Source organism: Spongiactinospora sp. TRM90649, from assembly GCF_029382225.1.
Taxonomy (GTDB): domain Bacteria; phylum Actinomycetota; class Actinomycetes; order Streptosporangiales; family Streptosporangiaceae; genus Spongiactinospora.
This window is the reverse complement of sequence record NZ_JARLTC010000015.1, coordinates 139,578-164,250: the sequence shown is the minus strand read 5'-3', so window position 1 is coordinate 164,250 and position 24,673 is coordinate 139,578. Positions and strand designations below refer to the sequence as shown.

The window sequence follows — 24,673 nt, the reverse complement described above, 5'->3', positions numbered from 1 at the left end:
TTCAGTAGGCCCCTTCTCCGCTTATCACCGCGGCCCAGGTCTTCCAGAGGATCTGGAGGTCGAGCACCAGTGACCAGTTCTCGACGTAGCGCAGGTCGAGCCGGACCGATTCCTCCCAGGTGAGGTCGGATCGGCCGCTGACCTGCCACAGGCCGGTCATGCCGGGCTTGACGACCAGGCGACGGCGCACGTCCTCGCCGTACTTCCTGACCTCGTCCGGCAGCGGCGGCCGTGGCCCCACCAGGGACATCTCGCCACGGATCACATTGAGGAGCTGGGGCAGCTCGTCCAGCGAGTAGCGGCGCAGGAACCCTCCCACGCGGGTGATCCGCGGGTCCTTGCGCATCTTGAACAGCACGCCGTCGAACTCGTTGTCGCCGAGCAGGTCGAGCTTGCGGGCCTCGGCGTTGACGACCATGGTGCGGAACTTGAAGACCATGAACTCCTGGCCGTCCTTGCCCACCCTGCCCTGTCGGAACAGTGCGGGTCCGTTGCTGGTGGCGCGGATGATCACCGCGATGGCCAGCATCGGCAGGGCCAGCAGGGTCAGCACCGTGCCGGCGACGACCCGGTCGAAGACGGTCTTCACGATGCGGCGCGCGCCGTCGAACTCCGGATGTTCCAAGTGCAACAGCGGCATCCCGGCCATCGGCCGGATGCTGATCCGCGGTCCCGCGACGTCCATGAGCGCCGGGGCGACGTACAGCTCTGTGCGGGCGTCCTCCAGGCTCCAGGCAAGCCGCCGCAGGGCGGCGCCGTCGAGCTCTGGGCACGCCAGGATGGCCACCGAATCGGCTTCGGCACGTGCCACGGCCTCTGCCACGTTCCCGAAGTCACCCAGCACCCGGACGCCGTCCACGTCCATACCGGTCTCTGCCTGCCCCTCCGGCAAGCAGGCGGCGACGATCTGCATCCCATGGTGCGGTTGCCTGCGGAACTGCATGACCAGGTCGAGCACTGCCTCGCGATGGCCGACGGCCACCATCTGTCGTACGTAATCACCTTGCTTTCGTAAGCGATGTAAGCGCTTGCGCATTCGGTACCGGAAGAACAGCGTCAATACCAACGCGAGCGGGAACATCGCCATCACGAAGCTTCTGGCGATGTTCGTCTGGGTCGCGTAGGCGCCGATCGCCACGGCGGCGGTGAGCGCCAAGCCGCCGTTGAACACAACGCGGAACTCCTCGCTGCCCTCGCCGTGCAAGCGCTTGCGGTAGGCGCCCCCCAGCGCCATCGCCGCAGGCCATGCCAGCGCGAGAGTCAGCCCGAGGAGAGCCTCGGTGCCCGGTACGTAGGCGCCCAGCCAAAGCCGGGTGCCGATCACGATCTCACAGGCGATCACCGCGCACGCCAGATCACCCGCGAGTAGGATCCGGACATAGGATCTCGTCCATATGCTCGGAGCCGTGCGGACAACGTCATCGAGGAGCGCGACACTGCGCTCCTCAACCCCCACCCTCATTCCACCCCACCCTGCTGCCTCTGTCTAAGCAGAAACGAGACGTGCGGCCCGTCCCTCTGGTTGACACATTTCCCTTGATGTATCAGGAGCGGTGGGTACCCAGGGAAATCCTAAAGATCGACCACCTTGAGGGAAATAGGGGTGACTGTCCACATTCGGACGAAAGACAAAGTGGTGTTCTACTTGACGGAACGGTCCAAATAGTGTGGACCGATGACCGAATCGCGGGGACGTCACCGTTGAACGTATCCCGCTTGGATCCAGGGTAAGTCTCGGGTGGATCCAGCCCGGGGCCGGTCCGGGGTTGATTCGGGGTTGATTCGGGGCCGGCTTGGGGCCGGACCGGGGCTAGTCGTATTCGAGATCGGGTAGCGGCGCGGGCGGGTCGGGGCTGCGCCAGACGACGGTGTATCCCTCGCGGGCGGTGGCCACCGCCGATGCGAGACGGTCGAGGTCGAAGTCGGGAAGGTATCGCAGGCGCGTCAGGAACGACGCGTCGGTGGCGGACCTGGGCACGACGCAGCCCTGGCCGTCGCGGTCGAGAAGGGTATAGAGAACGTCGGCGTCGGCGTCGCCCTCGACGCGGACCTCGACGACGTCTTCCCATGCGAGTGCTTCAACGCTGCCGTCAGCGTAGTGACGGGTCACGCCTTCTTCTGTGACGTACACGTAAGAGTCCGGCACTGGGTTGCCGTGCATGGGCGCGATTCTTACGACTCCAGGGGTCCGCGTGCAAGGGAACCGGGCAATAGCAGGGGGCTCGGGCGCGAAGAGCCGGTCAAACAGGCAGTGATCGGGAGTTGGAACGCCCTAAATCGATGGGGAATATGGGGGATTGTTAGGGAATCACGCTTGTTCGGCCCACGAGTGGTCCAGGTGATGCCGCACGGCGGCACGCGCGGCCTCCGGCGGCCCCTCGGCGATGGCGTCGAGCAGATCGCGGTGCTGGGCGACGAGGCCCTCACGGTCGTCGTCGTAGACCCGGCGCAGGCGGACCAGGGCGAGGCGGGTCTCGGCGGCGAGCGTGCCGTACATGCGCTCCAGGCGCGGGCTGCCCACCGCCACGATCAGCGCCTGGTGCAGCGCGATGTGCTCCCCCACGACCAGGCTCCACGACGACCCGGCGGGCAGCCCCGCCATCCGCTCCAGCGCGGCCTCCGCCTCCGCCGCCCGGCGCCCGGCCATGGCCGTGGCCATCAGCTCCTCCAGCGGCCGGCGCACGAACATCAGGTCGGTCAGGTCGTCCGTGGTCACCTCAGGCACGTAGGCGCTGCGGTTGCGCTCGCGGCGGAGCAGGCCCTCGTGTACGAGCAGCGCCAGCGCCTCGCGGACGGTGGGCCGGGCCACGCCGTACACCAGGGCGATCTCCTGCTCGGGCAGCGCGGTGCCCGGCTCGATCTCGCCGGAAAGCACCCGCGCCCGCAGCGCCTCGGCGAGCGCGCTGACGGCTGAGATGGGTCGCAGTGGGATGCTCACACCGACGATTCTGCCCGTTCCCGGATCGGGACGGCTTCCCGGCCGGGTCGTGAGCGGCGTTCCGGCAGGCCGACGATGACCAACGCGACGGCGAGCAGCCCCAGCCCCGCCAGGGACAGGCCCGCCAGCCGTTCGCCGAGCACCAGCACGCCGAGCAGCGCCGCGACGGCGGGCTCGGTGAGGGTCAGCGTGGCGGCGGTGGCCACGGGGGTCGAGCGCAGGCCGATGCCGTATACGAAGCAGGCCAGCGTGGTCGTAGCGCAGCCCAGGTAGACCGCGGTGGCCAGGCCGCCGGACGTGCCGAGCCAGGAGAAGTCGGAGGTCAGCAGCACCGGCAGCAGCACCACGCCGGCGCCGCCGAACATCGCGCCCATCACCACGCCCGAGCGGACGCCGGAGTCGATGGTGCGGGCCGCGATGATCGCGTAGAAGGCGTAGAGCAGGCCGCCGAGCAGGGCGAACAGGATACCGGAGACGACCTGGCCGCCGGCCTCGACGTTGCCGCCGACGATCAGCACCGCGCTGCCCGCCACCGCCGCCGCCGTGGCCGCCGTCCAGCGGGCGGTCGGGCGCGTGCCGTTGATCAGCCAGGACAGGACGCCGGTGAAGACCGGGCCGCTGCCGATCGTCACCACGGTGCCGATGGCCACCCCCGTGCGGGTGACGGCGGCGAAGAACGCGAGCTGGTAGCCCGCCGCCGCGAGGGCGGCGAGCAGCATGGGCACGCGCGCGGGGCCGCGCCTGGTCAGCAGTGTGATCGCGGCCGGGGCGCCGGTGAAGATGGCCAGCAGCACCCCGCCCATCAGCAGGCGGGCGGCGGCGAGAGAGACGGGCTCGACGTCGACGCCGCCGAGCACCGCCAGAGCGCCTGCGGTCCCGGCCGTGCCCCAGAGCACGGACGCGGCGACCACGGCGAGCGGTCCGTTGAGTTTCACCCAACGATTGTCTGACAACCAGACACCGCTCGTCCAATTGATATTTCACCTAGTCAATTCGGGTGCTCCCGATGTCTGGGACCTGACGGGGCTCCGGCGGCACGCGGCGATCGCCGTCGCCCCGCAGTGCACGCAGAACGCGCCGCCACGGCCCACCGCGCAGGTGCAGAACCAGCGCAGCGAGCCCTCGACGACCGTCAGCTCGACGTGGGCCGCGTCGTCGTCCACCTCGGCGCTCACCACCAGTGGCGCGTAACGCACCAACTGCACCGCACCGCCCTGCTCCAGCTCCGCCGCCCCGGCGCGCACCGTCTGCGCCGCCCGGGCGATCTCCGCCTCGACCAAATCCGCGACCGATGGCATGTACGCCCTCCCCCTGCCGCTGCTCACCAACAACAGACGTGCCCCGACTTCGGATGGTTCCGCCCTCACCTGGAAGCCACAAAAGAGAGCTGGTTGAGTATGGATTCATGACAACTGTGGATGATGTCCGGGCCATCGCGCTGTCGCTGCCCGAGACCATGGAGAAGCTCGCCTGGGGCCTGCCGACGTTCCGGGTGCGGAACAAGATCTTCGCCTCGATCGGGGACGACGACGAGGTCATCGGGATCGCGGTGCCGCGCGCCGAACGGGCGCACCTGACCGCCGCCGAACCGGCGAAGTTCTTCATCCGCGCCGGCCACGACGACAACTACGACTGGATGCGGGTGCGGCTCGCGGCGGTGGAGGTGGAGGAATTGCGGGAGTTGCTGACGGAGGCGTGGCGGCTCAAGGCTCCCAAGCGTCTCAGTAGCACTATTGAGTGATTTATCGGCAGATCCGCCTCTAGTGGCACGTGCCATACCGTTGCTAGGGTTTCGCCACTATCAACCCGCATGTCCCGGGGATGCGAGGTCCGCATGGGTGGTCGAAAACGTTCCATCCGGACAAAGATCGCCATACTCCTCGTACTCCCCCTTCTCTCCCTGACCGCCGTGTGGACCTTCGCCGCCGCGTCCACCATGCGCGAAGGGCTCGAACTGCTGCGGATCGGCGACCTGCACGACGAGATCGTCGCCCCCACGCGAGCCCTGATGACCGCCCTGCAGAACGAACGCAGGGGAGCCACCGCCTACCTCGGCGCGTCCGCCGAGGCCGCGCGGCGCGCCGAAGTGGACGGCCAGCGCGCCGCCACCAACACCGCCAGGTCCGACCTGGAACGGCGCGCCACCGCCCCCGGCGTCCAGGACGGCGTCCCCGCCGTGACCCGGCAGCGGCTGCGCGAACTGCTCGTCACCATGGACCGCCTCGCCGAGATCCGCGTCCGGGTGGACACCCGCAACTTCACGCCCCTGCAGACCATCGAGTCCTACAGCACGCTCGTGGACGCCGCGCTGCGCGTCTTCGGCCGGATGCGGGTCTCCACCGACCCCGAACTCACCGACCAGAGCCGGGCCATCACCCTCATGGAGCACGGCAGGGAACTGATGAGCCGCGAGACCGCGCTGCTCAACGGGGCGATGACGGAGAAGAAGATCGACGAGGCCGAGCTGGCCGCGTTCACCACCATGGTCGCCAACCGGCGGCTGCTGCAGGGCATGGCGCTCGACCGGCTCGACGGGGAGTTACGCACGCCGTACGAGGCCTTGCAGAAGTCCCCCGCGTACACGGCCCTGGAGACGCTGGAGAACACCGTCACCACCGGCGTACGGCCCGGCGAACCGCTCCCCGCCCAGTCGGCCGGCTGGATCGCGACCACCACGGCCGTCTCCGCGATGCTCGACCGGCTCGGCGACATCACCGGCCGGGTCAACGGCGACAACGCCTCGGCGCTCACCCTCGGCCTGCTCACCGACCTGATCGTGGCCGGCGGGCTCGGCCTCGTCGCCGTCGCCGCGTCGATCTACGTGTCCGTCCGCTTCTCCAGGGAGTTCGGGGCCGAACTGCGCGGACTGCAGGGCGCGGCGCTCGACCTCGCCCACCACCGCCTCCCCGACGTCGTGGAACGCCTCCGGCGCGGCGAGACCGTCCCCGCCGCCGCTCCTCCGCCCGTCCCCGCCACCGCCACCCGGGAGATCGCCGACGTCGCGGCGGCCTTCGCCTCGGTGGGCAGCACCGCCGTCCAGGCCGCCGTCGGACAGGCCGAACTCCGCAAGGGCATCGCCAAGGTCTTCCTCAACCTGGCCCGGCGCAGCCAGTCGCTGCTGCAGCGCCAGCTCGACAAACTGGAGACCATGGAGAAGCGGGCCACCGACCCCGCGCTGCTGGACGACCTGTTCGTCCTCGACCACATGACCACCCGCATGCGCCGCCACGCCGAAGGCCTCATCATCCTCTCCGGCTCGGCCCCCGGCCGAGGGTGGCGCAACCCGGTCAGCGTGTACGACGTGATCAGGGCGGCGATCGAGGAGGTCGAGGACTACCCGCGGGTCGCCATCGACGCCTCCCCCCAGCCCGCCATCGTCGGCACCGCCGTCACCGACGTCGTCCACCTCGTCGCCGAACTCGTCGAGAACGCCACCATCTTCTCCCCGCCCCACGCCCAGGTCCTGGTCCGAGGCCACACGGCGGCCCGGGGCTACGCCCTGGAGGTAGAGGACCGGGGCCTGGGCCTCACCGCCCCCGAACGGGCCCAGATCAACGACCGCCTCGCCCACCCCCCGGAGTTCGACCTCGCCGACACCGACCGCCTCGGCCTCTTCGTCGTCGGCCGCCTCGCGGCCCGCCACAACATCTCGGTATCCCTACACCAGTCCCCCTACGGCGGAACCACAGCGGTCATCCTCATCCCCTCCCCCCTCCTCGCCGGCCTCCCATCGACAAGCCACGCCCCCCGTTCCGCGTCACCCCCCACTCCACGGATGACCTCCCCAGCCCAACCGACCACCCCCACGCGAACGCCGCCGCCCTTCGCCGTACCCCCCACTCTCCCGGCCCCACAAACAGCACCACAAACGGCGGCACCTCCCACCGCTAACCCGCCCACAGGACCACACGCCAACATCCCTCCCACAGCACCACGCACGGCGGTGCCCTCCGTCGGGGTCACGCCCACAGGGCCACCCGCCGTCGCCCCTCCTGCGCTACCGCCCACCGCGGCGCCTGTCCCCGCCGCCGAACCGCCTGGCACGGTGTCGTCCGTCGCTCCGGGTACCGCCCTGCCCCACCGCACGTCAACGGCCCCCGGCAGCCCGGCAACTCGCCCCCCGATGACATCGGCACACTCGCCGCAACCGGCCACTGGCACCGGGCCGTATCCCCGCCCGCCGGCCGTCCCAATGCCGCCGTCTTACCAGCCGATGAGCCCGCCGCCCCTTGCTCCAGCACCCCCTCCGGCAGCGACCACCGGACCACCACCGTCCGGCCCGGCAGACCGTCCCCGCCTGCCCGGGGCTCTCGACGGCACCACGGGCGCACACCGCGCGCCGTACGCCCCCGACAGCCCGGACCATGGCAACGTGTACTCCACCCGTCCCGTCGTCCGGCCCTCCTCCTGGCCGTCACCGTCCACCCGCCCAGAGAATCCCCCGACGCCCACCGCCCACGTATCCGGGGCGTTCGGCAGTCCATCCTCGGAAGGCACGATGACCCCTCCCAGAAGTCCGCTACCGTCCTCGGGCTCCACCACCGGCAGCGGCCCGCTGCCCAAGCGCGTACGGCAGGCGACTCAGTTCCGTCCGTCCAGCCCGTTGGTGGATGGCCCCGAGGCGTACCCGGAGCCCGTCGAGCCACCCGAGGCTCTGGGTACGGGCTCCGCTGACGTCTTCGCGTCCTTCCGCACGGGGTGGCAACGCGCGGCGGAGGACGATCCGACTTGACTCCTCCCCTCGCCTGCCGGCGGGGGTCTCCTCGGAGGCATCAGATGACCGGACGCCGGTTCGACCAGGAGGCCCCTGTCGTCCGTCCCTACACGATGACCAGGGGCAGGACCCGGCCGACCGGCCCTGACTTCGACCTGATCGCCATCGCGACCGCCGTCCCCGCGGCCTTGATCGGTGGCATCAGGAACGACGCGCATCACACCCCCCGCCCTCCGTGCCCGCCCCCGGCGTCCCCTCACGCCCCGAGCGGCCCAAACGGACGGCAGGCCGCCGCCGCACCCGGCTCGGCCGTATCAGGACCTCATGGGACCGGGGCGGGGCACGAGGCCGTGGCCGAGCCGCGGCCGACGGTCCAGGAGCAGCGCGCTGACCTTCGGGCGAAGGATCGGGCGCATCTGGTCGGGCTGGCGCCGGAGCATCTGCGGGTGCTGGCGGCGTGCCGGGCGCCGGCGTCGGTGGCGGAGATCGCCTCGGAGACCGGGTTCGGGGTGATGGTCACCCGGGTGCTGCTCGGCGACCTGCGCGAGCGTGGCTTGATCACCCTTCGCCCGCCCGCCACGATGGCCCGCCTTCCCCAGGAACCGCTACTCCGCGCGGTCCTCCACGGTCTCCGCGCCCTCTGACCGCCCACACCCGCGATCTCGCCATGCGGGCTTGGTCAGACGGTCACGGTGGGCGTCTTCGGAGGGCGCGAATGTGGGACTGGACGCTGATCAGGCGCTCGTGCGACGGTTTCCAGCCGCGTTCGAGGAGGGCGTTGGCGATCTGTTCGACGTAGTCGCCGATCCGGGTGGGGATGACGTCGCGGCGGACCGGGATGACCCGCCGTCAGCATTCGTGCCGGGTCGAGCAGCCCGGACGTCAGGTTTTCTCGCACGCGCAGCAGGATGCCTGCGCGTCGCGCGCGGGATCGGGGCCGAACGGCGTTCTGTGGAAAACTCCGCCCACGAGCCGCCCGCCCCCTGTGGACGACGGGCTCAGGGGCCGGTCAGGAGGTCCAGGGCGACCTGTCTGCTGCGGCGGATGTGACGGAGGGAGCAGGCGGCGGCCTCGTCGGGGTCGCCCGACGCGATGGCCTCGTACAGTTCGCGGTGTTCCTCCCACTGCCGGCAAGGGTCGGCGACCTGCTGGAACAGCCAGCGCAGGCGGCCTTCGAGCGGCTCCAGGATGTCCGCCAGCAGGCCGTTGCCGGTCATCTCGATCACGTGACGGCGCAGCAGCGCCCCCGCCCTGCCGAGCGCGTCAGGTGCCCCCGCACCCCTGACCCGCTCCACCAGGACGGCCAGCTCCCGCAGCCCCGCCTCGGTCGCACGCGCGGTGGCCTGCCGGGCGGCCAGCGCCTCCAGCGCCTCCCGCACGTCGAACAGTTCCTCGACGTCGCGCCGGGTGAGCCCCTTGACCGCGATGCGCCGGGGCGACAGCGCCTCCACGAATCCCTCGGCGGTCAGCATCCGGATGGCCTCGCGCACCGGGATCCTGGACACGCCGAACTCCTCGGCCAGGTCGCGCTCCACCAGCCGATGCCCGGGCCGGAGAACGCCGGAGATGATCCGGTCGCGCAGGTGGCCGCACACCTGGTCGCGTAGCCGGAGGGTGTCGGTCAGGATGGCCGCACGTTCGATGGTCATGGATCCACGCTTTCCATTTGTCCGCCGTCGCATGATCGCGTCGGACGGCGGTGCCGGGCGGAGGCGCCGACCGGCTCGGGATCGTGGCCGCCGGTTCGCGCGTCGGTCGGGGGGTCGCCCGGAAGTGTCCGCAGGGGCACCAAAGTTACCCTGACCGGCGGCTTCCCGCCCGGCGCTCGCGCGCACCAAGGCGCGCCCGTTCACGGTGGCGCCCGCCAAATGAGTCCGCAGAACCAGCCGGAACGTTACTCGCCGGGCATATCCTCCAGCGCGCTCTCCAGCGGGACCAGCCCGCGCTGCAAACCGAAGATCGCCGCCTGCGTCCGGTCCTGCAGTCCGAGCTTGCGCAGCAGGCTGGATACATGGGACTTCGCGGTCTCCTCGCCCAGCGCGAGCGCGCGGGCGATCTCCCGGTTCGAGCGCCCGCGCGACAGGGCGGTCAGGACCTCGCGCTCCCGAGGCGTCAAAGCCTGTAAGGGATCCCCCTCCCCACGCACCCGGCGCACCAGGAGAGCCGCCACCGACGGGTCCAGAACGCTGCCGCCCTCCGCCGCCGCGCGTACCGCCTCCACCACGCGTCCCACGGGCGCCGTCTTGGGCAGCCACGACAGTGCTCCGCCCCGGACGGCACGCAGCGCCCACTCGTCGTCCACATGGGACGTCAGCACGATCACGGCGGGCCGCACGGCCTCCCCAGCCAGCCGTTCGAGCACGCCCAGGCCGTCCAGCCCGGGCATCAGCATGTCCAGCAGCACCACGTCGGGACGCAGCCGGGCGATGGCCGCGAGCGCCTCCTCGCCGTCGGCGCACTCGCCCGCGACCTCGATGCCCGGTTCGTCCTCCAGCACGTAGCGCAGCCCCTGACGGACCACCTGATGATCGTCGACGATCACCACCCGGATCATTCCGCGTCCCCAACGGGATCGTGGCCCGCACGCTCGTCCCCAGGCCCGGCGCGCGGCTGCGTGCGCCGTGCCGGGCTCGCCGACTGGCCCGACCCGGCCGCCGACGGCAGGTTCCCGCTTCCGCCGCACGCCGCCCCGCTCGGCGGCCTCGCCGTCGCCGTCGCCGCGGGAGCCGTCGCGGGCCTCTACCCGGCCGTCCGCGCGGCCCGCCTGTCCCCCGTGGACGCGCTCAGACCCGGTGGCTGACCGGATCGAACTACTCTTCGCCGGGGCGGATGAGGCCGCTCTCGTAGGCGAAGGCGATGGCCTGGGGACGGTCGCGCAGGCCGAGTTTGTCCAGGGCGCGGCCCAGATGGGTCTTCACCGTGGTCTCGCCCAGGTAGAGGCGGGCCGCGATCTCGGAGTTGGACAGGCCCCGGCCGACCAGGGCGAGCACCTCGGCCTCGCGGACGGTGAGCCGGTCGAGGGCGGGGTGCCGGGGCGGGGCCGAGGGGGCGCGCAGGTATCCGCCGATCACGGACGGGACCACCGCGGGGTCGAGCAGGCCGCGTCCGGCGGCGACCTCGCGCAGCGCCTCCAGCAACTGCTCGGGGGGCGACACCTTGAGCAGGAAGCCCGCGACTCCGGCGCGCAGCGCGCCGTCCACGATGGCCTCCTCGTCGAACGTGGTCAGCACCAGCACCTTGATCCCGGGGTGTGTGGCGGCGATCGCGCGGGCGGCGGCGATGCCGTCGAGGGCGGGCATGCGGGCGTCCATGAGGACCAGGTCGGGTTCGAGGGAGGCGGCCAGCCGTACCGCCGCGTTGCCGTCGGCCGCCTCGCCCACGATCTCCATGTCGGGCTCGTCGGAGATCAGCATGCGCAGGCCCGCCCGGACGATCGCCTCGTCGTCGGCCAGCAGCACCCGGATCATGACATCTCCCCTCCGAGCGGAAACCGCGCGTACACCTCGAAACCGCCCTCGGCGCGGGGGCCGGCGCGCAGCTCGCCGCCGAACATGCCCACGCGTTCGCGCATGCCCACCAGGCCGTGCCCGCCGTACGGCCCCGGCCCGGGCGACGCCGCGCCCCGGCCGTCGTCCACGACCTGGACGCTCACCGCGCCCGGCTCGTACGCCACGGTCACCGTCGCGACCGCCGCCGCCGCGTGGCGCGACACGTTCGTCAGCGCTTCCTGGACGATCCGGAACGCCGACATGTCCACGCCCAGCGGCAGCGCGGCGGGAGTGCCGGACGTCGTGGACGTCACGTCGAGCCCAGCGGAACGCAGCTCCGTCACCAGGTCCTCGACCCTCCGCAGGGACGGCTGCGGCGCCAGCCCGTCGGCGTCGTCGCCGGACCGGTCGGCGGAGCGCAGCAGGCCCACCACGCGGCGCAGCTCGTTGACGGAACGGCGGCCGAGCCTCTCCACCTGCGTCAGCGCCTCGTGCTCGACCGGCCGGTCCGTGAGCCGCCGCCGCACCACCCCGGTCTGCATGGTCATCACGCTGATGGTGTGCGCCACCGCGTCGTGCAGCTCACGCGAGATACGGGCGCGCTCCTCCGCGACCGCCGCCCGCGCCCGCGCCTCCCGCTCGGCGGCCAGCTCCGCGGCGAGCGCGGCGAGCTGGCGGGAGCGCGACTGCTCCCGCCGCAGCAGCGCGCCGAGGCTCCAGGCGGCGCCGACCAGCGCGCCGAAGAAGACGAACTCCCAGACGCCCTCGCCGCCCCAGACCAGGGCGAGCGCCGGGACGACGGCCGCGCAGGCCGCCGCGATCATCGAACGGCGCGGCTCGCTGCGGAACGCGGCGTGCGCCACGAGCACCAGCTCGGATGAGCTGCGCGCCGCCCACCCCTTCCGCGCCGGTCAGCATCGCGTACGGGAACGACAGCATCGCGACGGACATCGCGGTGATCGGGTACCGGGCCGCGAGGGGGAAGCACAGCGCCAGGGCCAGGCTCAGCCCGAGGACGGCGAGCCGGTCGTCGGCCCCGCGCGGGTCGCCGTACATCTCGGCCACCGTCAGGACGGCGAACAGGGCTCCCGCCGCCGCCCCCACGAGCAGCCACCGTCTGGGGGTGAATGGTGCGCCCACACCCGCTCCTCTCATCGCCGGCGCACCGACGTTAACCAAGGAAGCCGGGGTGCGGATCAGACCCGGGGAGGACGGCTCGCCCTCCCGGGTCGTCTCCGGAGAGGACACCTGGGCCGGGCGGGTGACTCGGAATCGCACTTCGGACGGCCCGCTACGCCGATCCGGCGGCCGGGCCCGCGCTCATAGCGTTGGCCCTGCTCAACCGAGACACCTGCGCAACCGAAACATCCGAAAGGAAACCCCCATGGACGCCACGTCCGCCGCCTCCACTCCCCTGCGCCGACTCGCGGGCGGCGCGCTCGTACTCGCCCCCGCGCTGCTGTTCGGCGGCATGCTCACCTCACCGCCGCAGGCGGACGACTCGTCCGAAGGCTACCTGGCGTCGCTGGCCGCCGACTACGGGGTGTCACTGCTGTCCGCGAACCTGTTCCACTACGGGTGGGTGCTCGTCGCGCTGGGCGTCCCCGCGACGCTGACGCTTCTCCGTGGGCCGCGCGGCCGGGGGCTGACCGGCGCCGGGGTGGCGCTGTCCGCCTTCGGCGCGATCCAGATGTCCGGCATGCTGCTGTCCGACTGGTTCACCGGCGCGATGCCGAACGCGGTGCCGCTCGCCGACGCGGCGCGGGTGTTCGACACCGTCACCGCCGATCCGTCGCTCGCCCTGTGGCGGCTCAGCGGCATCCTGTTCGGAGTCGCCATGCTCCCGCTGCTCATGGCCGGGCTCGCCCGCGCCGGGGTGGTCGGCTGGTGGACGGTGCCGGTGATCCTGCTGCCGTTCGTGGCGGCGGCCGTCCTGCCCGCGACGGTGGGGGCCGTGGTCGCCCTGGCGTGCTACTCGCCGTTGGTGCTCGTCGGCGTCCGGCTGCTCGCCCGCTCGCAGGCGGGTGTGATCCGCGCCGAGGAACTGGCCGCCTCGAACCCGGTCTGATCGAAAGCACCGCGGGGGCGGCGCCGGGTGGGCGCCGCCCCCATGCGGCTTGGTTTCGGGACTAGACGCGCCCGCCGTCCTTGATGGAGACGATTGAGGCGGTCTGGAACTTCTTGTGGCCCTTCCCGTCGCCCTTGACGACGGCGGTGTACTTCTTGGTGGTCCAGCCGAGGCTGTACTTGATGTTGAGCTTTCGCTTGGACTTGCACCGGTTGTGCCAGTACACCGTCACAGAGGTGTTGCCGTCCCCCCAGGACCAGGAGAAGCAGCCGGTGACGCCACGGTGGACGCCGGCCGAGGCGGGCGTGGCGCCCACGCCGATGAGGCCGGTGGCGGCGATGGACGCGGCGACGACGACGGCGGCTCGGGTCCGCAGGCTCACCCCACGAGAACTCGTGGACATGCAGATCTCCCCTTTCCGATGTGAGCTGATCCCCAGAGGGCGTCTCCCGCGAACGGCATCACTGATGCCGGCCCCCGCGAACTCGACCGGCGAGCGAGACGATCCCTCTCCGGGGCTGCCGGCAACACTGCCACCGCGACGGTGACCCGCCCAAGCGATCTTTGTCCAAGGTTGCCGGGACGGGTGGATCTGGACATTGGACAAATCCCTCGAATGAGCCCACCTGCGAAGACGTGCGCGGCGGGCTGGTCGGCTAATTTTGGAGGCGCACGGGAGGGGTCGAAGGTGCCGGCGACGTAAGCGGAAGTGGGGTCCTCGTGCAGGGTCAGGATCACGGGAAACGACGAGGCCGCCGGCCGGTTCGCCCCGACCCCGACGAGGGCGCGATCGCCGCCTTCGCCGACCGCCTGCTGCGGCTGAAGGAAGAGGCGGGCAACCCCTCCTACGCCGAGATGTCCGCCGAACTGGGCGCGGCGGCGTCGAAGTCGTCCCTCGCCAGCGCCGCCCAGGGCCGCAGACTGCCGAGTTGGGAGACGACCTGGGAGTTCGTCCGGGTGCTCGCCGTGGATCGCCTGGGCCGCGACCCTGGCCGGGCCGAACGCGAGTGGCGCGAACACTGGGACCACGCGAAGGCCGCCACCACCGAGTCCCCATCCGTGGCTCCGGCGGAGGGCACCGCGTCCCCATCGCCCCGACCGGCCCGCCGGATCGGCCTCCTCATCGGGCTCACGGCGGCCGTCGCCGTGATCGTCCCGTCCTTCCTCTACCTCACCGCCGACCCACCCCCGGCCGAGCCCAAGCCGTCACCGCCCCCGAGCGCGTCCGGCCACGACGACTCCCAGTTCGTGGGCGACATCACCTACCCGGACGGCACCCCGGTCCGCCCCGGCACGACCTTCACCAAGGTCTGGCGCCTCCGCAACACCGGCACCACCACCTGGCACGACCGCCGCCTCACCCGCGTCAACACCTCCGCCTGCCAGGCCCCCGACTGGGTCCCCATCCCCCCGACCACCCCCGGCCGCACGGTCGACATCAAGGCCACCGTCCAAGCCGCCCCCACCCCCGCCACCTGCCGCATCTACTGAAAGATGACCGACCCCCAGGGCCACGAACTCTTCCCCGCCAAACGCCCCGTCTTCCTCGACGTCCAGGTGACCGACCCTTGACCGGGCGGACCTGGAAGCCGGACCATCGGGCCTCGCACGGTCTCAGACAGGGACCACCTGCACTGCTTTTCCGCACAGTCTGCTCATGTCGTCCGCGTCGGACGTCAGAACGACGGCAGGGCGTACCGAGCGCAGGGCTGTGGCCGCGACCACGGCGTCGATGGCGTACTTGTGACCGTGCAGGCGGGCACTCCGAAGAAGTTCGATCGCGCGCGTCGAAATGTCCTCGGTCACCGCCTCGATCTTCAGCCGGGACAGATACCACCTGAGACGATCGCTCTGGACGCGGATGTCCTGCGCCTCGATCGGCGTCATGGCGCTGACCACGACCCGAAAGTCGTTGTCCTGCGCCTCCCGTACGAATGCAGTCACACGTTGATCGGCCTCGCACCACTTCACGAGACCTTCGCAGTTGAGAACGACGGTGCCCGCGCTCAGCCTGCTTCGTGCGCGGGTCATCCGTCCTCCTCCTGGAGTTCGGGCGCCGACCTGACGTGGCGGAACAACTCCGCGGCCTCGTCACGCAGAGACTGTGGAATCGACCCGGAAGCGGCCTCGTTCGCCTGCAGGGCCTCCTCCAGGAGATCCCGCTCGATCTGGCGTTCCACCGCGGCATCGACATAGGCGGAGAACCCGCGGGCCCCGACTCGTTCCCGGACGGCGCGGATGTTGCCCGTCCTCAGAGAGACACTGACCTTGGCGGCCGGGCCGTCTCCCGGGGCGAAGTCTCGCTCTGGCATGCTCACGAGCTCATCTTACTACTCGAAGTAGCAAAGGGTCGCCGAACGGCGAGGGATCACCGACTATGCAGGTACCGCCAGGCCAGGACTCCGTACCAGAGCATGATGGGCAGGTGGAGGGCGTATCCGAGTTGTTCCAGCACCGCCGTCGGCCCGTCGGTGCCGGTCGTCCACGGCAGTGCGGCGGCGACCGCGCCCGAGATCGCGGCGACCACACCGGCGACGCGAAGCCCGGCCGGCATCGGGACGCCGAGCGCCGTGGCGACGGTGGCGGCCACCCACAGCAGCCCGGCCAGGTTGACCATCCACTTGGCGGTCAGCAGCACCGCCGCGGCCACCGTGGCGACGCCCGGGGCGGTGGGGTCGGCGGCCAGCTGGGTCATCGCCAGATTCCCGGCGTCGTGCAGCAGGCCCGCCGTCCCGGCGACGGCCAGCAGTCCACCGGCCAACGCGAAACGCGCGAACATCAGCAGCCCGGCCGAGGTCAGCGCCAGCCACCCCAGCACGTCGAGGGCCAGCTCGATCAGGTGCGGCCCGGTCTGCTCCCCCACAGCGGCCAGCGCGGCGGCGGGATCGGCCGGATTCAGGGTCAACCCCAATGGCACCACGATGGCCGCACCGGCGATCATGGCCACCAACGAGATCAGCAACAGGACACCGGTAAGCCGAGAACTTGTCATGGACGGTGACGGTAGGACCCTGCCGCAGGGAGAGGGTCAAGCCGCCGAGGAGAGGAGCCAGGATGTGGCGGATCGGGCAACTCGCACGCATGGCTGGCGTATCCGAACGAACCCTGCGCCACTACGACAAGATCGGGCTGCTTACTCCCGCCGCGGTAGACCGATCCACCGGCTACCGCCGGTACGGCGTGGCCGAGCTGGCCCGGCTGGAACGCATCCGCGGCCTGCAACGCCTCGGCCTGCCCTTACGCCGGATCGCCGACCTCCTCGACGCTCCCGAGGAACACCTGCGACAGGCCCTCGCCGAGATCGTCACCGGCATTCGGCGTGACATCGCCGCCCTCACGGCCGCCGCCACGTACGCCGAGGACCACCTCGCCACCCCGATGTCGATCCTCCCCCAGCAGACCACCGTGACATCCCGCCGGCTGCGCGTACATCGCCTGTGCTTGGATCACCCATCCGAGCTCGCCGCCCTGTGCCCGGCGCCGCCGGCGACCCTGCTGACCTGGCTGCGCGGGTACCCGGCCGGCGGCTTCACGGCTGCGGTGACCACCGACCACGACGGCGAGCGGCTAACCCTGCCCGCTCGCGCCGTCGTGCGAGCCGTCGTCCCGCCTTCCACGAACGTGATCCGCGCCGGCCAGGACCTCTTCACCTGGCTGCACCGCCACCACTTGGCCGTCACCGGCCCCACCGTGGAAGACCACCTCATCGACGCCGACGGCGCCCAGGCCGTCGTCCTCGAACTCTCCGTACGCCCTCAGACGTCGCCGGACCCAGAGGCCAGCCCCACCGGACACGAGACTCCGGTGCCGCCGATTCCGCAGTAGCCGTTGGGGTTGGCCTTCAGGTATTGCTGGTGGTAGTCCTCGGCGAAGTAGAACGGGCCGGCGGGGGCGATCTCGGTGGTGATGTCGCCGTAGCCGGCGGCGGTGAGGGTGCGTTGGTAGGCGTCGCGGGAGGCGAGGGCGGACTTCTCCTGGGCGGGGCCATGGGTGTAGATGGCGGAGCGGTACTGCGTGCCCACGTCGTTGCCCTGGCGCATGCCCTGGGTGGGGTCGTGGGCCTCCCAGAAGACGCGCAAGAGTTCCTCGTAGCTCACCTTGGCGGGGTCGAACACGACGCGGACGGCCTCGGTGTGGCCGGTGAGGCCGGAACAGACCTCTTCGTAGGTCGGGTTCTCGGTGTGGCCGCCCTGGTAGCCGACGGCGGTGGTGATGACGCCCGGGGTCTGCCAGAAGACGCGCTCGGCGCCCCAGAAACAGCCGAGACCGAAGTCGGCGATCTCGCTGCCCGGCGGGTACGGCGGGGCGAGCGGGGTGTTGAGGACGAGGTGGCGGTCGGGTACGGGGAGCGGGGTGGGACGGCCGGGAAGGGCGTCCTCCGCGGTGACCATGGTCGTCTTGTCTCTGCCGAACAACCAGCCCATCGGGACCTCCTCTGCGTTCATCTCATCCAACTCCGGCGAAGGCCGCGATGTTCCCTGGCGTTAGCGTCGCTAAACCAGTGCCCAAGAACTCCTTATTTGTGCTAAGCCCTGGTAAGGAGCGAAAATTGGTGACATGCCTGAAGAACGGCGCGGAATCCTGTACGGGGTCGCCGCCTACGCCCTCTGGGGGCTCTTCCCCCTCTACTGGCCCCTCCTCCAGCCCGCCGGATCATTGGAGATCCTCGCCCACCGCATGGCCTGGTCACTGGTCATCGTGGCGGGCATCCTCACCGTCCGGCGGCACTGGGCGTGGTTCGGTCCCATGCTCCGCGAGCCGCGCAAGCTCGGCCTGCTCGTCCTGGCCGCCCTGCTGATCACCATCAACTGGGGCACCTACATCTACGCGGTCAACAGCGGCCACGTCGTCGAGGGCGCGCTCGGCTACTTCATCAACCCCCTGGTCAACGTCCTCTTCGGGGTCGTGCTGCTGCGCGAGCGGCTGCGGCGCACGCAGTGGGCCGCCGTCGGGCTCGGCACGCTGGCCGTGCTCGTGCTCACCCTCGACTACGGCCGGCTGCCGTGGATCGCCCTGGTACTGGCCACCACGTTCGGCACCTATGGGCTGGTCAAGAAGACCGCCAAGGTGGGCGCGGCGGAGAGCCTCACCATCGAGTCGCTGGTGCTGGCCGTACCGGCGCTGGGGTACCTGTTCCTGCTGCACGGCCAGGGCGTGGGCACGTTCGGCTCCTTCGGCTGGCAGCACGCGCTGCTGCTGGTCAGCTCGGGGCTGGTCACCGTGATCCCGCTGCTGATGTTCACGGCCGCCGCCATCAGGGTGCCACTGTCCGTGGTCGGGCTGCTGCAGTACATCGCGCCGGTCCTGCAGTTCATGTGCGGGGTGCTGATCGTCAAGGAGACCATGCCGACCAGCCGGTGGGCCGGGTTCGCGATCGTCTGGCTGGCGCTGGCCGTCTTCACCTGGGACGCCCTGAGCCACGCGAGAAGGAACCGGATCGCCGCCGCGCGGTCGCGGGACGAGGCGGCCGTACTTCAGCCTGAGCGGGCCACCACGTAGTCGCACAGCGACATGAACGCCTCCCTGGCCGGGATGTCCGGCAGCTCGGCCAGGTCGGCCCTGGCCCGCTCGGCCCAGCGGTTCAGCTCATCCCTGGCCTGCCGCATCGCCCGGTGGGCGCGCAGCGACTCAAGGGCCTCCGCCACCCGCTCCTCGGGGACCGGGCCGGACAGCAGATCGCGCAGCGGGGCGTCGGCCGGGTCGTCGGAGGCGAGCACGTAGAGGACGGGGAGGGTGCGGATGCCCTCGCGCAGGTCGGTGCCCGGCGTCTTGCCGCTCTCGCCTGAGGAGGCCGCGACGTCGAGCAGGTCGTCGCCGAGCTGCCAGGCGACCCCGATGGCCTCACAGGCCCCGGCCACCCGCTCGACGACCCTCGGCGACGCCCCGGACAGCAGCGCGCCGAACCGGCCGGAGGTGGCGATCAGGGAGCCGGTCTTGTCGGCCAGCACGCGGATGTAGTGGTCGACCGGATCGTCGCCGGGGCGCGGGCCCCTGGTCTCGCGGATCTGCCCCTGCACCAGCCGGGAGAACGTACGGGCCTGGGTGCGGATCAGGTCGTTGCCGAGATCGGCCAGAATGACGGACGCCTGGGCGAACAGATAGTCGCCGGTCAGGATCGCGACCGTGTTGTCCCAGCGGGCGTTGGCCGAGGCCGAGCCCCGGCGCACCCGCGCCTCATCCATCACGTCGTCGTGGTAGAGCGTGGCCAGATGGGTCAGCTCGATCACCACGGCCCCGGGCACCACGCCCGCCGACTCGGCGTTGCCGAACTGCGCGGCCAGCAGCACGAGCGTGGCCCGGAACCGCTTGCCACCGGCCTCGATGAGGTGGCGGGACGCCTCCGTGATGAAGGCGTCCTCGCTCTCGACCGAGGCGCGCAGCAGCTTCTCCACCTCGGCCAGTCCGCCGGCCATCTCCCGTGCCAGCCGTTCGTCGCCAATGGGCAGGTCAACAACGGGTGGCGCGGCCATAAGCTCCCCTTAGTGGATGAACAGTGTCGAGGCGGCGTCCTCCGCCAGCCGGAGCACGGGCTCCGGGTAGATCCCGAGCACTACGGTAGCCGCTGCCGCGATGGCGACCACACCCGCGGTCCCCACACTCGGGATCGCGATCGTGGGGCCGTCGGCGGCCGGCTCGCTGAAGAACATCAGGACGATCACGCGAACGTAGAAGAACGCCGCGATGGCCGAACTGACCACACCGACGATGACCAGTGGCACCGCCCCACCGGCCACGGCCGCCGCGAACACGGCGTACTTGCCGAAGAAGCCAGAGGTCAGCGGGATGCCGGCGAAGGCCAGCAGGAAGAACGCGAACACCCCGGCCAGGGCGGGCGACCGCTTGCCCAGGCCCGCCCAGCGAGACAGGTGCCCGGCCTCGCCGCCGGCGTCGCGGACCATGGTGACGACCGCGAACGCGCCGACCGTGGTGATGCCGTAGACCACCAGGTAGAACAGGATGCCCTTGAGCGACATCGCGTTCTGCTCGGCGGCACCGGTCGCGACCACACCGGTGAGCAGGAACCCGGCGTGCGCGATCGAGGAGTAGGCGAGCATCCGCTTGATGTCGGTCTGGGTGATCGCCAGGATCGCGCCGACGACCATGGTGAGGATCGCGACGCCCCACATCACCGGACGCCAGTCCCAGTCCGCGTTGCCCAGGGCCACCCAGAACACCCGCAGCACCGCGCCGAACGCGGCGACCAGCGTGCCGGAGGCCATCAGCGCGGTGATCGGGGTGGGCGCGCCCTGGTAGACGTCGGGCTTCCACGCCTGGAACGGCGCGGCGCCGATCTTGAAGAGCAGGCCGACGCCGAGCATGCCCATGCCGATCAGCAGCAGCGTGTTCTGGCCGCCGACCGTGCCCAGCGCGGTGTTGATGCCACCGAGGTCGACGGTGCCGGCGTAGCCGTAGACCAGCGCCATGCCGTACAGGAAGAAGGCCGAGGAGAACGCGCCGAGCAGGAAGTACTTGACCGACGCCTCCTGGGACAGGAGACGCCGCCTGCGGGCCAGGCCGCACAGCAGGTACAGCGGCAGCGACATGACCTCAAGGGCCACGAACATGATCAGCAGGTCGCTGGCCGAGGCGAACAGCATCATGCCGCCGACCGCGAACAGCGTGAGGGGGTAGATCTCGGTGTGCGCGCCCCCGGCGGCGATCGACTCCTCTTCCTCCGGGGTGCCCGGTACGGCTGAGGCCGCCGCGACGAACTCGTTGTCGTCGTTGATCAGCATCACGCTGATCAACGCGAGCACCAGGATGACGCCCCAGAAGAACAGCGCCGGGCCGTCCACCGCGATGGCGCCCTCGGCCGACAGCGTGGTCGGCACGCCCTGCAGGACCACCACCAGCACCAGCGCGAAGCCGCCGACCAGCCCGAGCAGGGTGACCGGCATCTGCAGCGACTTACGGAGATAGCGCGGGGCGAGCGCCTCGATCAGCACCCCGATGATGGCCGCGCCGAAGATCAGGAGCAGCGGGCTCAGTTGCCCGTACTCGATCGTCGGTGGCTGAATGGTGTTCAATTGCCCGCACCCTTCTGCTCAGCCTGCTCCGCCACGGGCACGGCGTGCTGCGGATCCTTCATCTGGATGTTCGTCATCGTGCGGTCCACGGCCGGGTTGATCACGTCGATCACCGGCTTGGGGAAGAAGCCGAGCGCGATGATCAGCACCAGCAGCGGGGCGATCACCAGCCGCTCGCGCCCGTTGAGGTCCTTCATCCCGGACACCGACTCGGCGGTCGGGCCGTTCGCCACCCGCTTGTACATCCACAGGATGTAGATCGCGGCCAGCACCACGCCCGAGGTGCCGATGACCGCGTACACGAGGTAGCGCTCATACGTGCCGAGCAGCACCATGAACTCGCTGACGAAGGGTGACAGGCCGGGCAGCGCCAGGCCGGACAGGCCCGCCACCAGGAAGGTGCCGGCCAGCACAGGCGCGACCTTCTGCACCCCGCCGTAGTCGTCGATCCTGGCCGAGCCCCTGCGGTAGATGAGGAATCCGGCGATCAGGAACAGCGCGCCCGTGGAGAACCCGTGGTTGACCATGTAGAGCGTCGCGCCCGCCTGGGCGTTGGAGGTCATCGCGAACACGCCCATGGCGATGAAGCCGAAGTGCGAGATCGAGGTGTAGGCGATCAGGCGCTTCATGTCGGTCTGCCCGATGGCCACGATCGCGCCGTAGACGATGCCGATCACCGCGAGCACCAGCACCAGCGGAGTGAAGAACTTCGCGGCGTCGGGGAACAGCTCCAGGCAGAGGCGCAGCATGCCGTAGGTGCCGACCTTGTCCAGCACGCCGACGAGCAGCACGGCGGCCCCGGCCGGGGCCTGGGCGGCGGCGTCGGGCAGCCAGGTGTGGAACGGCCACAGCGGCGCCTTGATCGCGAACGCGATGAAGAAGCCCAGGAACAGCCACTTCTGCACGGTCGGGTCGGTGACGGCCCCGATCAGCTCGGGGAACATGAAGGTGTTCTTGCCCGCGGTCACGTACAGCGCGATCACGGCGACCAGCATGAGCAGTCCGCCGAACAGCGAATACAGCAGGAACTTGACCGCCGCGTAGGACCGCTGAGCGCCGCCGTACGACCCGATCATGAAATACATCGGGATCAGCATGGCCTCGAAGAACACGTAGAACAGGAAGACGTCGGTCGCCGCGAAGACGCCGATCATCATCGCTTCGAGGACCAGCAGCAGCGAGAAGTACGTCTTCACCGACCGCTTGGGCGGGTTCTCCGCGCCGGTGCCGTCGGCGTCGTGCCAGGAGGCCAGGATCACGATCGGCACCAGTACGGCCGACAGCGCGATCAGCACCAGCGCGATGCCGTCGACTCCGACGCCGAAGCTCACCCCGAACGAGGGGATCCAGGAGTACTTCTGCTGGAAGGCGAAGCCGTTCGCGTCAGGCGCGAACTGGAAGGCCAGCACCAGCGTCAGCGCCAGCACCACCAGCGACACCAGCAGGGCGAGCTGCTTGGCGGCCTTGTCGCTGCCCTTGGGCAGCACGGCCACGCCGAGCGCGCCCAACGCGGGCAGAGCGATCAGTATCGGAAGCCAGGGCATCACAGGTTCCCTACGAGGAGCAGAGCGCCGGCCACCACGGCAGCGCCGAAGAGGATGGACAACGCGTACGAACGAGCGAAGCCGGTCTGTATCTTGCGCAGCCGCCCGGAGGTGCCACCGATCCCCGCGGCCAGCCCGTTGACCAGGCCGTCCACACCGCGGTTGTCGAAGAAGACGGCGAACCTGGTCAGCCACTGGCCGGGCCGCATGAACAGCGCCTCGTTCAGCGCGTCGCCGTAGAGGTCACGGCGGGCGAAGGTGGTGAGGAACGAGCCGCGCGGGGCGGTGACCGGAACGGGCGCCCTGCCGTAGCGCAGCCAGGCGATGGCCGCGCCGACCGCGACCAGGGCCAGCGTGGTGAGGCCGGGCACGGTGTTCCAGTGGAACGCGGGCAGCGTCTCGGGCAGGCCGACGGCCGGGCCGAGGAACTTCATGAACGTGTTGCCGAGGATCAGGTAGCCGCCCAGGAAGATCGACCCGATCGACAGGATGACCAGCGGCACCGTCATCACGGCGGGCGACTCGTGCGGGTGCGCGTCGTCGGCCCAGCGCTTCTGCCCGAAGAAGGTCATGAAGACCATCCGGGACATGTAGAAGCCGGTGAGACCGGCGCCGAGCACGGCCAGCCAGCCGAGGATCTCGTTGTGGTGGACCACCGTCTCGATGATGCCGTCCTTGGTGAAGTATCCGGACAGCAGCGGGAACCCGATGATCGCCAGGTAGCCGATGAAGAAGGTGTAGAAGGTGATCGGCAGGACCTTGCGCAGCCCGCCGTACCTTCGCATGTCCACCTCGTCGTTCATGGCGTGCATGATCGATCCGGCGCCGAGGAACAGGTTGGCCTTGAAGAAGCCGTGCGTGATCAGGTGGGCGATGGCGAAGGCGTAGCCGGCCGGGCCGAAGGCCGCGCCCAGCATCATGTAGCCGATCTGCGACATCGTGGAGCCCGCCAGGCCCTTCTTGATGTCGTCCTTGGCCATACCGATGATCGCACCGGCCAGCAGCGTCACCGTGCCGACGACGGCGGCGACCAGCGCGGCCGTCGAGCCCTCGGGGAAGAACGCCGCACCGGAGCGGACCACCAGGTAGACGCCCGCGGTGACCATGGTCGCCGCGTGGATGAGGGCCGACACCGGGGTCGGGCCCTCCATGGCGTCCAGAAGCCAGGACTGCAGCGGCACCTGGGCCGACTTGCCGCACGCGCCGAGCAGCAGGAGCAGCCCGATCGCGGTGAGCACGCCCTGCTCCGCGCCGCCCGCGGCGGCGAAGACCGGGCCGTAGGCGACCGACCCGAAGGTGGTCCAGATGGTGAAGACGCCGATCGCCAGGCCGAAGTCGCCGACCCGGTTGACGATGAACGCCTTCTGCGCGGCCGTGGCGGCCGACGGCTTGTACTGCCAGAACCCGATCAGCAGGTAGGAGGCGAGACCGACGCCCTCCCAGCCGACGTAGAGGCCGACGTAGTTGTCCGACAGGACCAGCAGGAGCATCGCCGACACGAACAGGTTCAGGTAGGAGAAGAACCGGCGCCGGTCGGGGTCGTGGGACATGTAGCCGATCGAGTAAATGTGGATCAGCGAGCCGACCCCGGTGATCAGCAGGGCGAAGGAGATCGACAGCGGGTCGATCAACAGGCCCATGTCCGCGACGCCGGGGATGAACTCGAAGAGTTCGACGCTCCGGCGCCGCTCCTGCTCGGGCAGGCCGATCATCTCGAAGAAGACGACCACGGCCACCACGAACGACGCCAGCGACATGGCGACGCCGAGCAGATGGCCCCACCGGTCGGTGCGGCGTCCGCCCAGCAGCAGGATCGCGGCTCCGAGCAACGGAAGCGCGATCATCAGCCACGAGGCCCCGATCGCACCTCCGGCATGCTGGAGGATCTCAGCGG

General features: G+C 70.5%; 26 protein-coding genes. 8 read left to right on the top strand and 18 right to left on the bottom strand.

Annotated elements, in window-relative coordinates:
• Position 1: 1 nt before the first annotated feature.
• The 5 genes from P3X83_RS20570 to P3X83_RS20550 all read right to left on the bottom strand — a co-directional run bounded on the left by P3X83_RS20570 (position 2) and on the right by P3X83_RS20550 (position 4,236).
• Positions 2-1,462, bottom strand: coding sequence for a sugar transferase (locus tag P3X83_RS20570; RefSeq protein ID WP_277306754.1), 1,461 nt, complete (start codon positions 1,460-1,462; stop codon positions 2-4).
• Between the two features lie 348 nt (positions 1,463-1,810).
• Positions 1,811-2,110, bottom strand: coding sequence for a hypothetical protein (locus P3X83_RS20565; RefSeq protein ID WP_277306753.1), 300 nt, complete (start codon positions 2,108-2,110; stop codon positions 1,811-1,813).
• A 198-nt stretch (positions 2,111-2,308) separates the two neighbouring features.
• Positions 2,309-2,938 carry a GntR family transcriptional regulator gene (locus tag P3X83_RS20560; RefSeq protein WP_277306752.1) on the bottom strand — a complete coding sequence of 210 codons (630 nt, stop codon included), beginning with the start codon at positions 2,936-2,938 and terminating at the stop codon, positions 2,309-2,311.
• Positions 2,935-3,873 carry a DMT family transporter gene (locus P3X83_RS20555; RefSeq protein WP_277306751.1) on the bottom strand — a complete coding sequence of 313 codons (939 nt, stop codon included), beginning with the start codon at positions 3,871-3,873 and terminating at the stop codon, positions 2,935-2,937. The genes P3X83_RS20560 and P3X83_RS20555 overlap by 4 nt, the downstream gene beginning before the upstream one ends.
• 45 nt (positions 3,874-3,918) lie before the next feature.
• Positions 3,919-4,236 (bottom strand): hypothetical protein, encoded by a 318-nt coding sequence (locus P3X83_RS20550; RefSeq protein ID WP_277306750.1) that lies wholly within the window; start codon positions 4,234-4,236, stop codon positions 3,919-3,921.
• A gap of 107 nt (positions 4,237-4,343) precedes the next feature.
• On the opposite strand from P3X83_RS20550, the gene P3X83_RS20545 reads away from it, so the two are divergent.
• The 3 genes from P3X83_RS20545 (at position 4,344) to P3X83_RS20535 (ending at position 8,296) form a co-directional block, all read left to right on the top strand.
• Complete coding sequence (locus P3X83_RS20545; protein WP_277306749.1) at positions 4,344-4,679, top strand: MmcQ/YjbR family DNA-binding protein; 336 nt, start codon at positions 4,344-4,346, stop codon at positions 4,677-4,679.
• A gap of 168 nt (positions 4,680-4,847) precedes the next feature.
• Positions 4,848-7,670, top strand: coding sequence for a nitrate- and nitrite sensing domain-containing protein (locus P3X83_RS20540; protein ID WP_277306748.1), 2,823 nt, complete (start codon positions 4,848-4,850; stop codon positions 7,668-7,670).
• A gap of 44 nt (positions 7,671-7,714) precedes the next feature.
• Complete coding sequence (locus P3X83_RS20535) at positions 7,715-8,296, top strand: DUF742 domain-containing protein (protein WP_277306747.1); 582 nt, start codon at positions 7,715-7,717, stop codon at positions 8,294-8,296.
• A gap of 354 nt (positions 8,297-8,650) precedes the next feature.
• Here P3X83_RS20535 and P3X83_RS20530 read toward each other — a convergent pair whose 3' ends face one another.
• Both P3X83_RS20530 and P3X83_RS20525 read right to left on the bottom strand, forming a co-directional pair.
• On the bottom strand, positions 8,651-9,301 hold the full coding sequence (locus P3X83_RS20530) for a GntR family transcriptional regulator (protein ID WP_277306746.1): 651 nt from the start codon (positions 9,299-9,301) through the stop codon (positions 8,651-8,653).
• 245 nt (positions 9,302-9,546) lie between these two features.
• On the bottom strand, positions 9,547-10,194 hold the full coding sequence (locus P3X83_RS20525) for a response regulator transcription factor (RefSeq protein WP_346742726.1): 648 nt from the start codon (positions 10,192-10,194) through the stop codon (positions 9,547-9,549).
• Here P3X83_RS20525 and P3X83_RS20520 point away from each other — a divergent pair.
• Positions 10,177-10,452 (top strand): hypothetical protein, encoded by a 276-nt coding sequence (locus tag P3X83_RS20520; RefSeq protein ID WP_277306821.1) that lies wholly within the window; start codon positions 10,177-10,179, stop codon positions 10,450-10,452. The two genes, P3X83_RS20525 and P3X83_RS20520, sit on opposite strands and share 18 nt — an antisense overlap.
• A gap of 10 nt (positions 10,453-10,462) precedes the next feature.
• On the opposite strand, the gene P3X83_RS20515 is transcribed toward P3X83_RS20520, so the two are convergent.
• Both P3X83_RS20515 and P3X83_RS20510 read right to left on the bottom strand, forming a co-directional pair.
• The gene (locus P3X83_RS20515) at positions 10,463-11,119 is read right to left on the bottom strand and encodes a response regulator transcription factor (protein ID WP_277306745.1); all 657 of its coding nucleotides are present in this window, start codon (positions 11,117-11,119) and stop codon (positions 10,463-10,465) included.
• The gene (locus P3X83_RS20510; protein WP_277306744.1) at positions 11,116-12,009 is read right to left on the bottom strand and encodes a histidine kinase; all 894 of its coding nucleotides are present in this window, start codon (positions 12,007-12,009) and stop codon (positions 11,116-11,118) included. Before P3X83_RS20510 ends, P3X83_RS20515 begins: the two co-directional genes overlap by 4 nt.
• Before the next feature lie 515 nt (positions 12,010-12,524).
• On the opposite strand from P3X83_RS20510, the gene P3X83_RS20505 reads away from it, so the two are divergent.
• Entirely contained in the window at positions 12,525-13,208 is a 684-nt protein-coding gene (locus P3X83_RS20505) for a hypothetical protein (RefSeq protein WP_277306743.1), read from the top strand.
• 61 nt (positions 13,209-13,269) lie between these two features.
• Here the strand turns inward: P3X83_RS20505 and P3X83_RS20500 are convergent, their stop codons facing one another.
• Complete coding sequence (locus P3X83_RS20500) at positions 13,270-13,611, bottom strand: hypothetical protein (RefSeq protein ID WP_277306742.1); 342 nt, start codon at positions 13,609-13,611, stop codon at positions 13,270-13,272.
• Between the two features lie 317 nt (positions 13,612-13,928).
• Between P3X83_RS20500 and P3X83_RS20495 the strand changes: the two genes are divergently transcribed.
• Complete coding sequence (locus P3X83_RS20495; RefSeq protein ID WP_277306741.1) at positions 13,929-14,699, top strand: NBR1-Ig-like domain-containing protein; 771 nt, start codon at positions 13,929-13,931, stop codon at positions 14,697-14,699.
• Between the two features lie 123 nt (positions 14,700-14,822).
• Here the strand turns inward: P3X83_RS20495 and P3X83_RS20490 are convergent, their stop codons facing one another.
• From P3X83_RS20490 to P3X83_RS20480, 3 genes are read right to left on the bottom strand one after another with little or no spacing between them, the layout of a single operon-like run.
• On the bottom strand, positions 14,823-15,239 hold the full coding sequence (locus P3X83_RS20490) for a DNA-binding protein (RefSeq protein ID WP_277306740.1): 417 nt from the start codon (positions 15,237-15,239) through the stop codon (positions 14,823-14,825).
• A complete protein-coding gene (locus P3X83_RS20485) occupies positions 15,236-15,526 on the bottom strand; it encodes a hypothetical protein (RefSeq protein ID WP_277306739.1) in 291 nt (96 codons plus the stop codon). Before P3X83_RS20485 ends, P3X83_RS20490 begins: the two co-directional genes overlap by 4 nt.
• 50 nt (positions 15,527-15,576) lie before the next feature.
• On the bottom strand, positions 15,577-16,200 hold the full coding sequence (locus P3X83_RS20480) for a hypothetical protein (protein WP_277306737.1): 624 nt from the start codon (positions 16,198-16,200) through the stop codon (positions 15,577-15,579).
• A gap of 62 nt (positions 16,201-16,262) precedes the next feature.
• On the opposite strand from P3X83_RS20480, the gene P3X83_RS20475 reads away from it, so the two are divergent.
• Positions 16,263-17,033: a MerR family transcriptional regulator gene (locus P3X83_RS20475; RefSeq protein WP_277306736.1), complete on the top strand. Its 771-nt coding sequence runs from the start codon at positions 16,263-16,265 to the stop codon at positions 17,031-17,033.
• Here the strand turns inward: P3X83_RS20475 and msrA are convergent.
• Positions 16,964-17,632 (bottom strand): peptide-methionine (S)-S-oxide reductase MsrA, encoded by a 669-nt coding sequence (gene msrA, locus P3X83_RS20470; protein ID WP_277306818.1) that lies wholly within the window; start codon positions 17,630-17,632, stop codon positions 16,964-16,966. The two genes, P3X83_RS20475 and msrA, sit on opposite strands and share 70 nt — an antisense overlap.
• 133 nt (positions 17,633-17,765) lie before the next feature.
• Between msrA and rarD the strand changes: the two genes are divergently transcribed.
• Entirely contained in the window at positions 17,766-18,707 is a 942-nt protein-coding gene (gene rarD, locus P3X83_RS20465; RefSeq protein WP_277306735.1) for an EamA family transporter RarD, read from the top strand.
• Here rarD and P3X83_RS20460 read toward each other — a convergent pair.
• The 4 genes from P3X83_RS20460 to nuoL are packed head-to-tail and all read right to left on the bottom strand — an operon-like array spanning position 18,683 to position 24,623.
• Positions 18,683-19,678, bottom strand: a complete 996-nt coding sequence (locus P3X83_RS20460; protein ID WP_277306734.1) for a polyprenyl synthetase family protein — start codon at positions 19,676-19,678, stop codon at positions 18,683-18,685. The two genes, rarD and P3X83_RS20460, sit on opposite strands and share 25 nt — an antisense overlap.
• 9 nt (positions 19,679-19,687) lie before the next feature.
• Positions 19,688-21,235 carry an NADH-quinone oxidoreductase subunit NuoN gene (gene nuoN, locus P3X83_RS20455; protein WP_277306733.1) on the bottom strand — a complete coding sequence of 516 codons (1,548 nt, stop codon included), beginning with the start codon at positions 21,233-21,235 and terminating at the stop codon, positions 19,688-19,690.
• Complete coding sequence (locus P3X83_RS20450) at positions 21,232-22,779, bottom strand: NADH-quinone oxidoreductase subunit M (RefSeq protein ID WP_277306732.1); 1,548 nt, start codon at positions 22,777-22,779, stop codon at positions 21,232-21,234. The genes nuoN and P3X83_RS20450 overlap by 4 nt, the downstream gene beginning before the upstream one ends.
• Entirely contained in the window at positions 22,779-24,623 is a 1,845-nt protein-coding gene (nuoL, locus tag P3X83_RS20445; protein ID WP_277306817.1) for an NADH-quinone oxidoreductase subunit L, read from the bottom strand. Before nuoL ends, P3X83_RS20450 begins: the two co-directional genes overlap by 1 nt.
• Positions 24,624-24,673 lie beyond the last annotated feature (50 nt).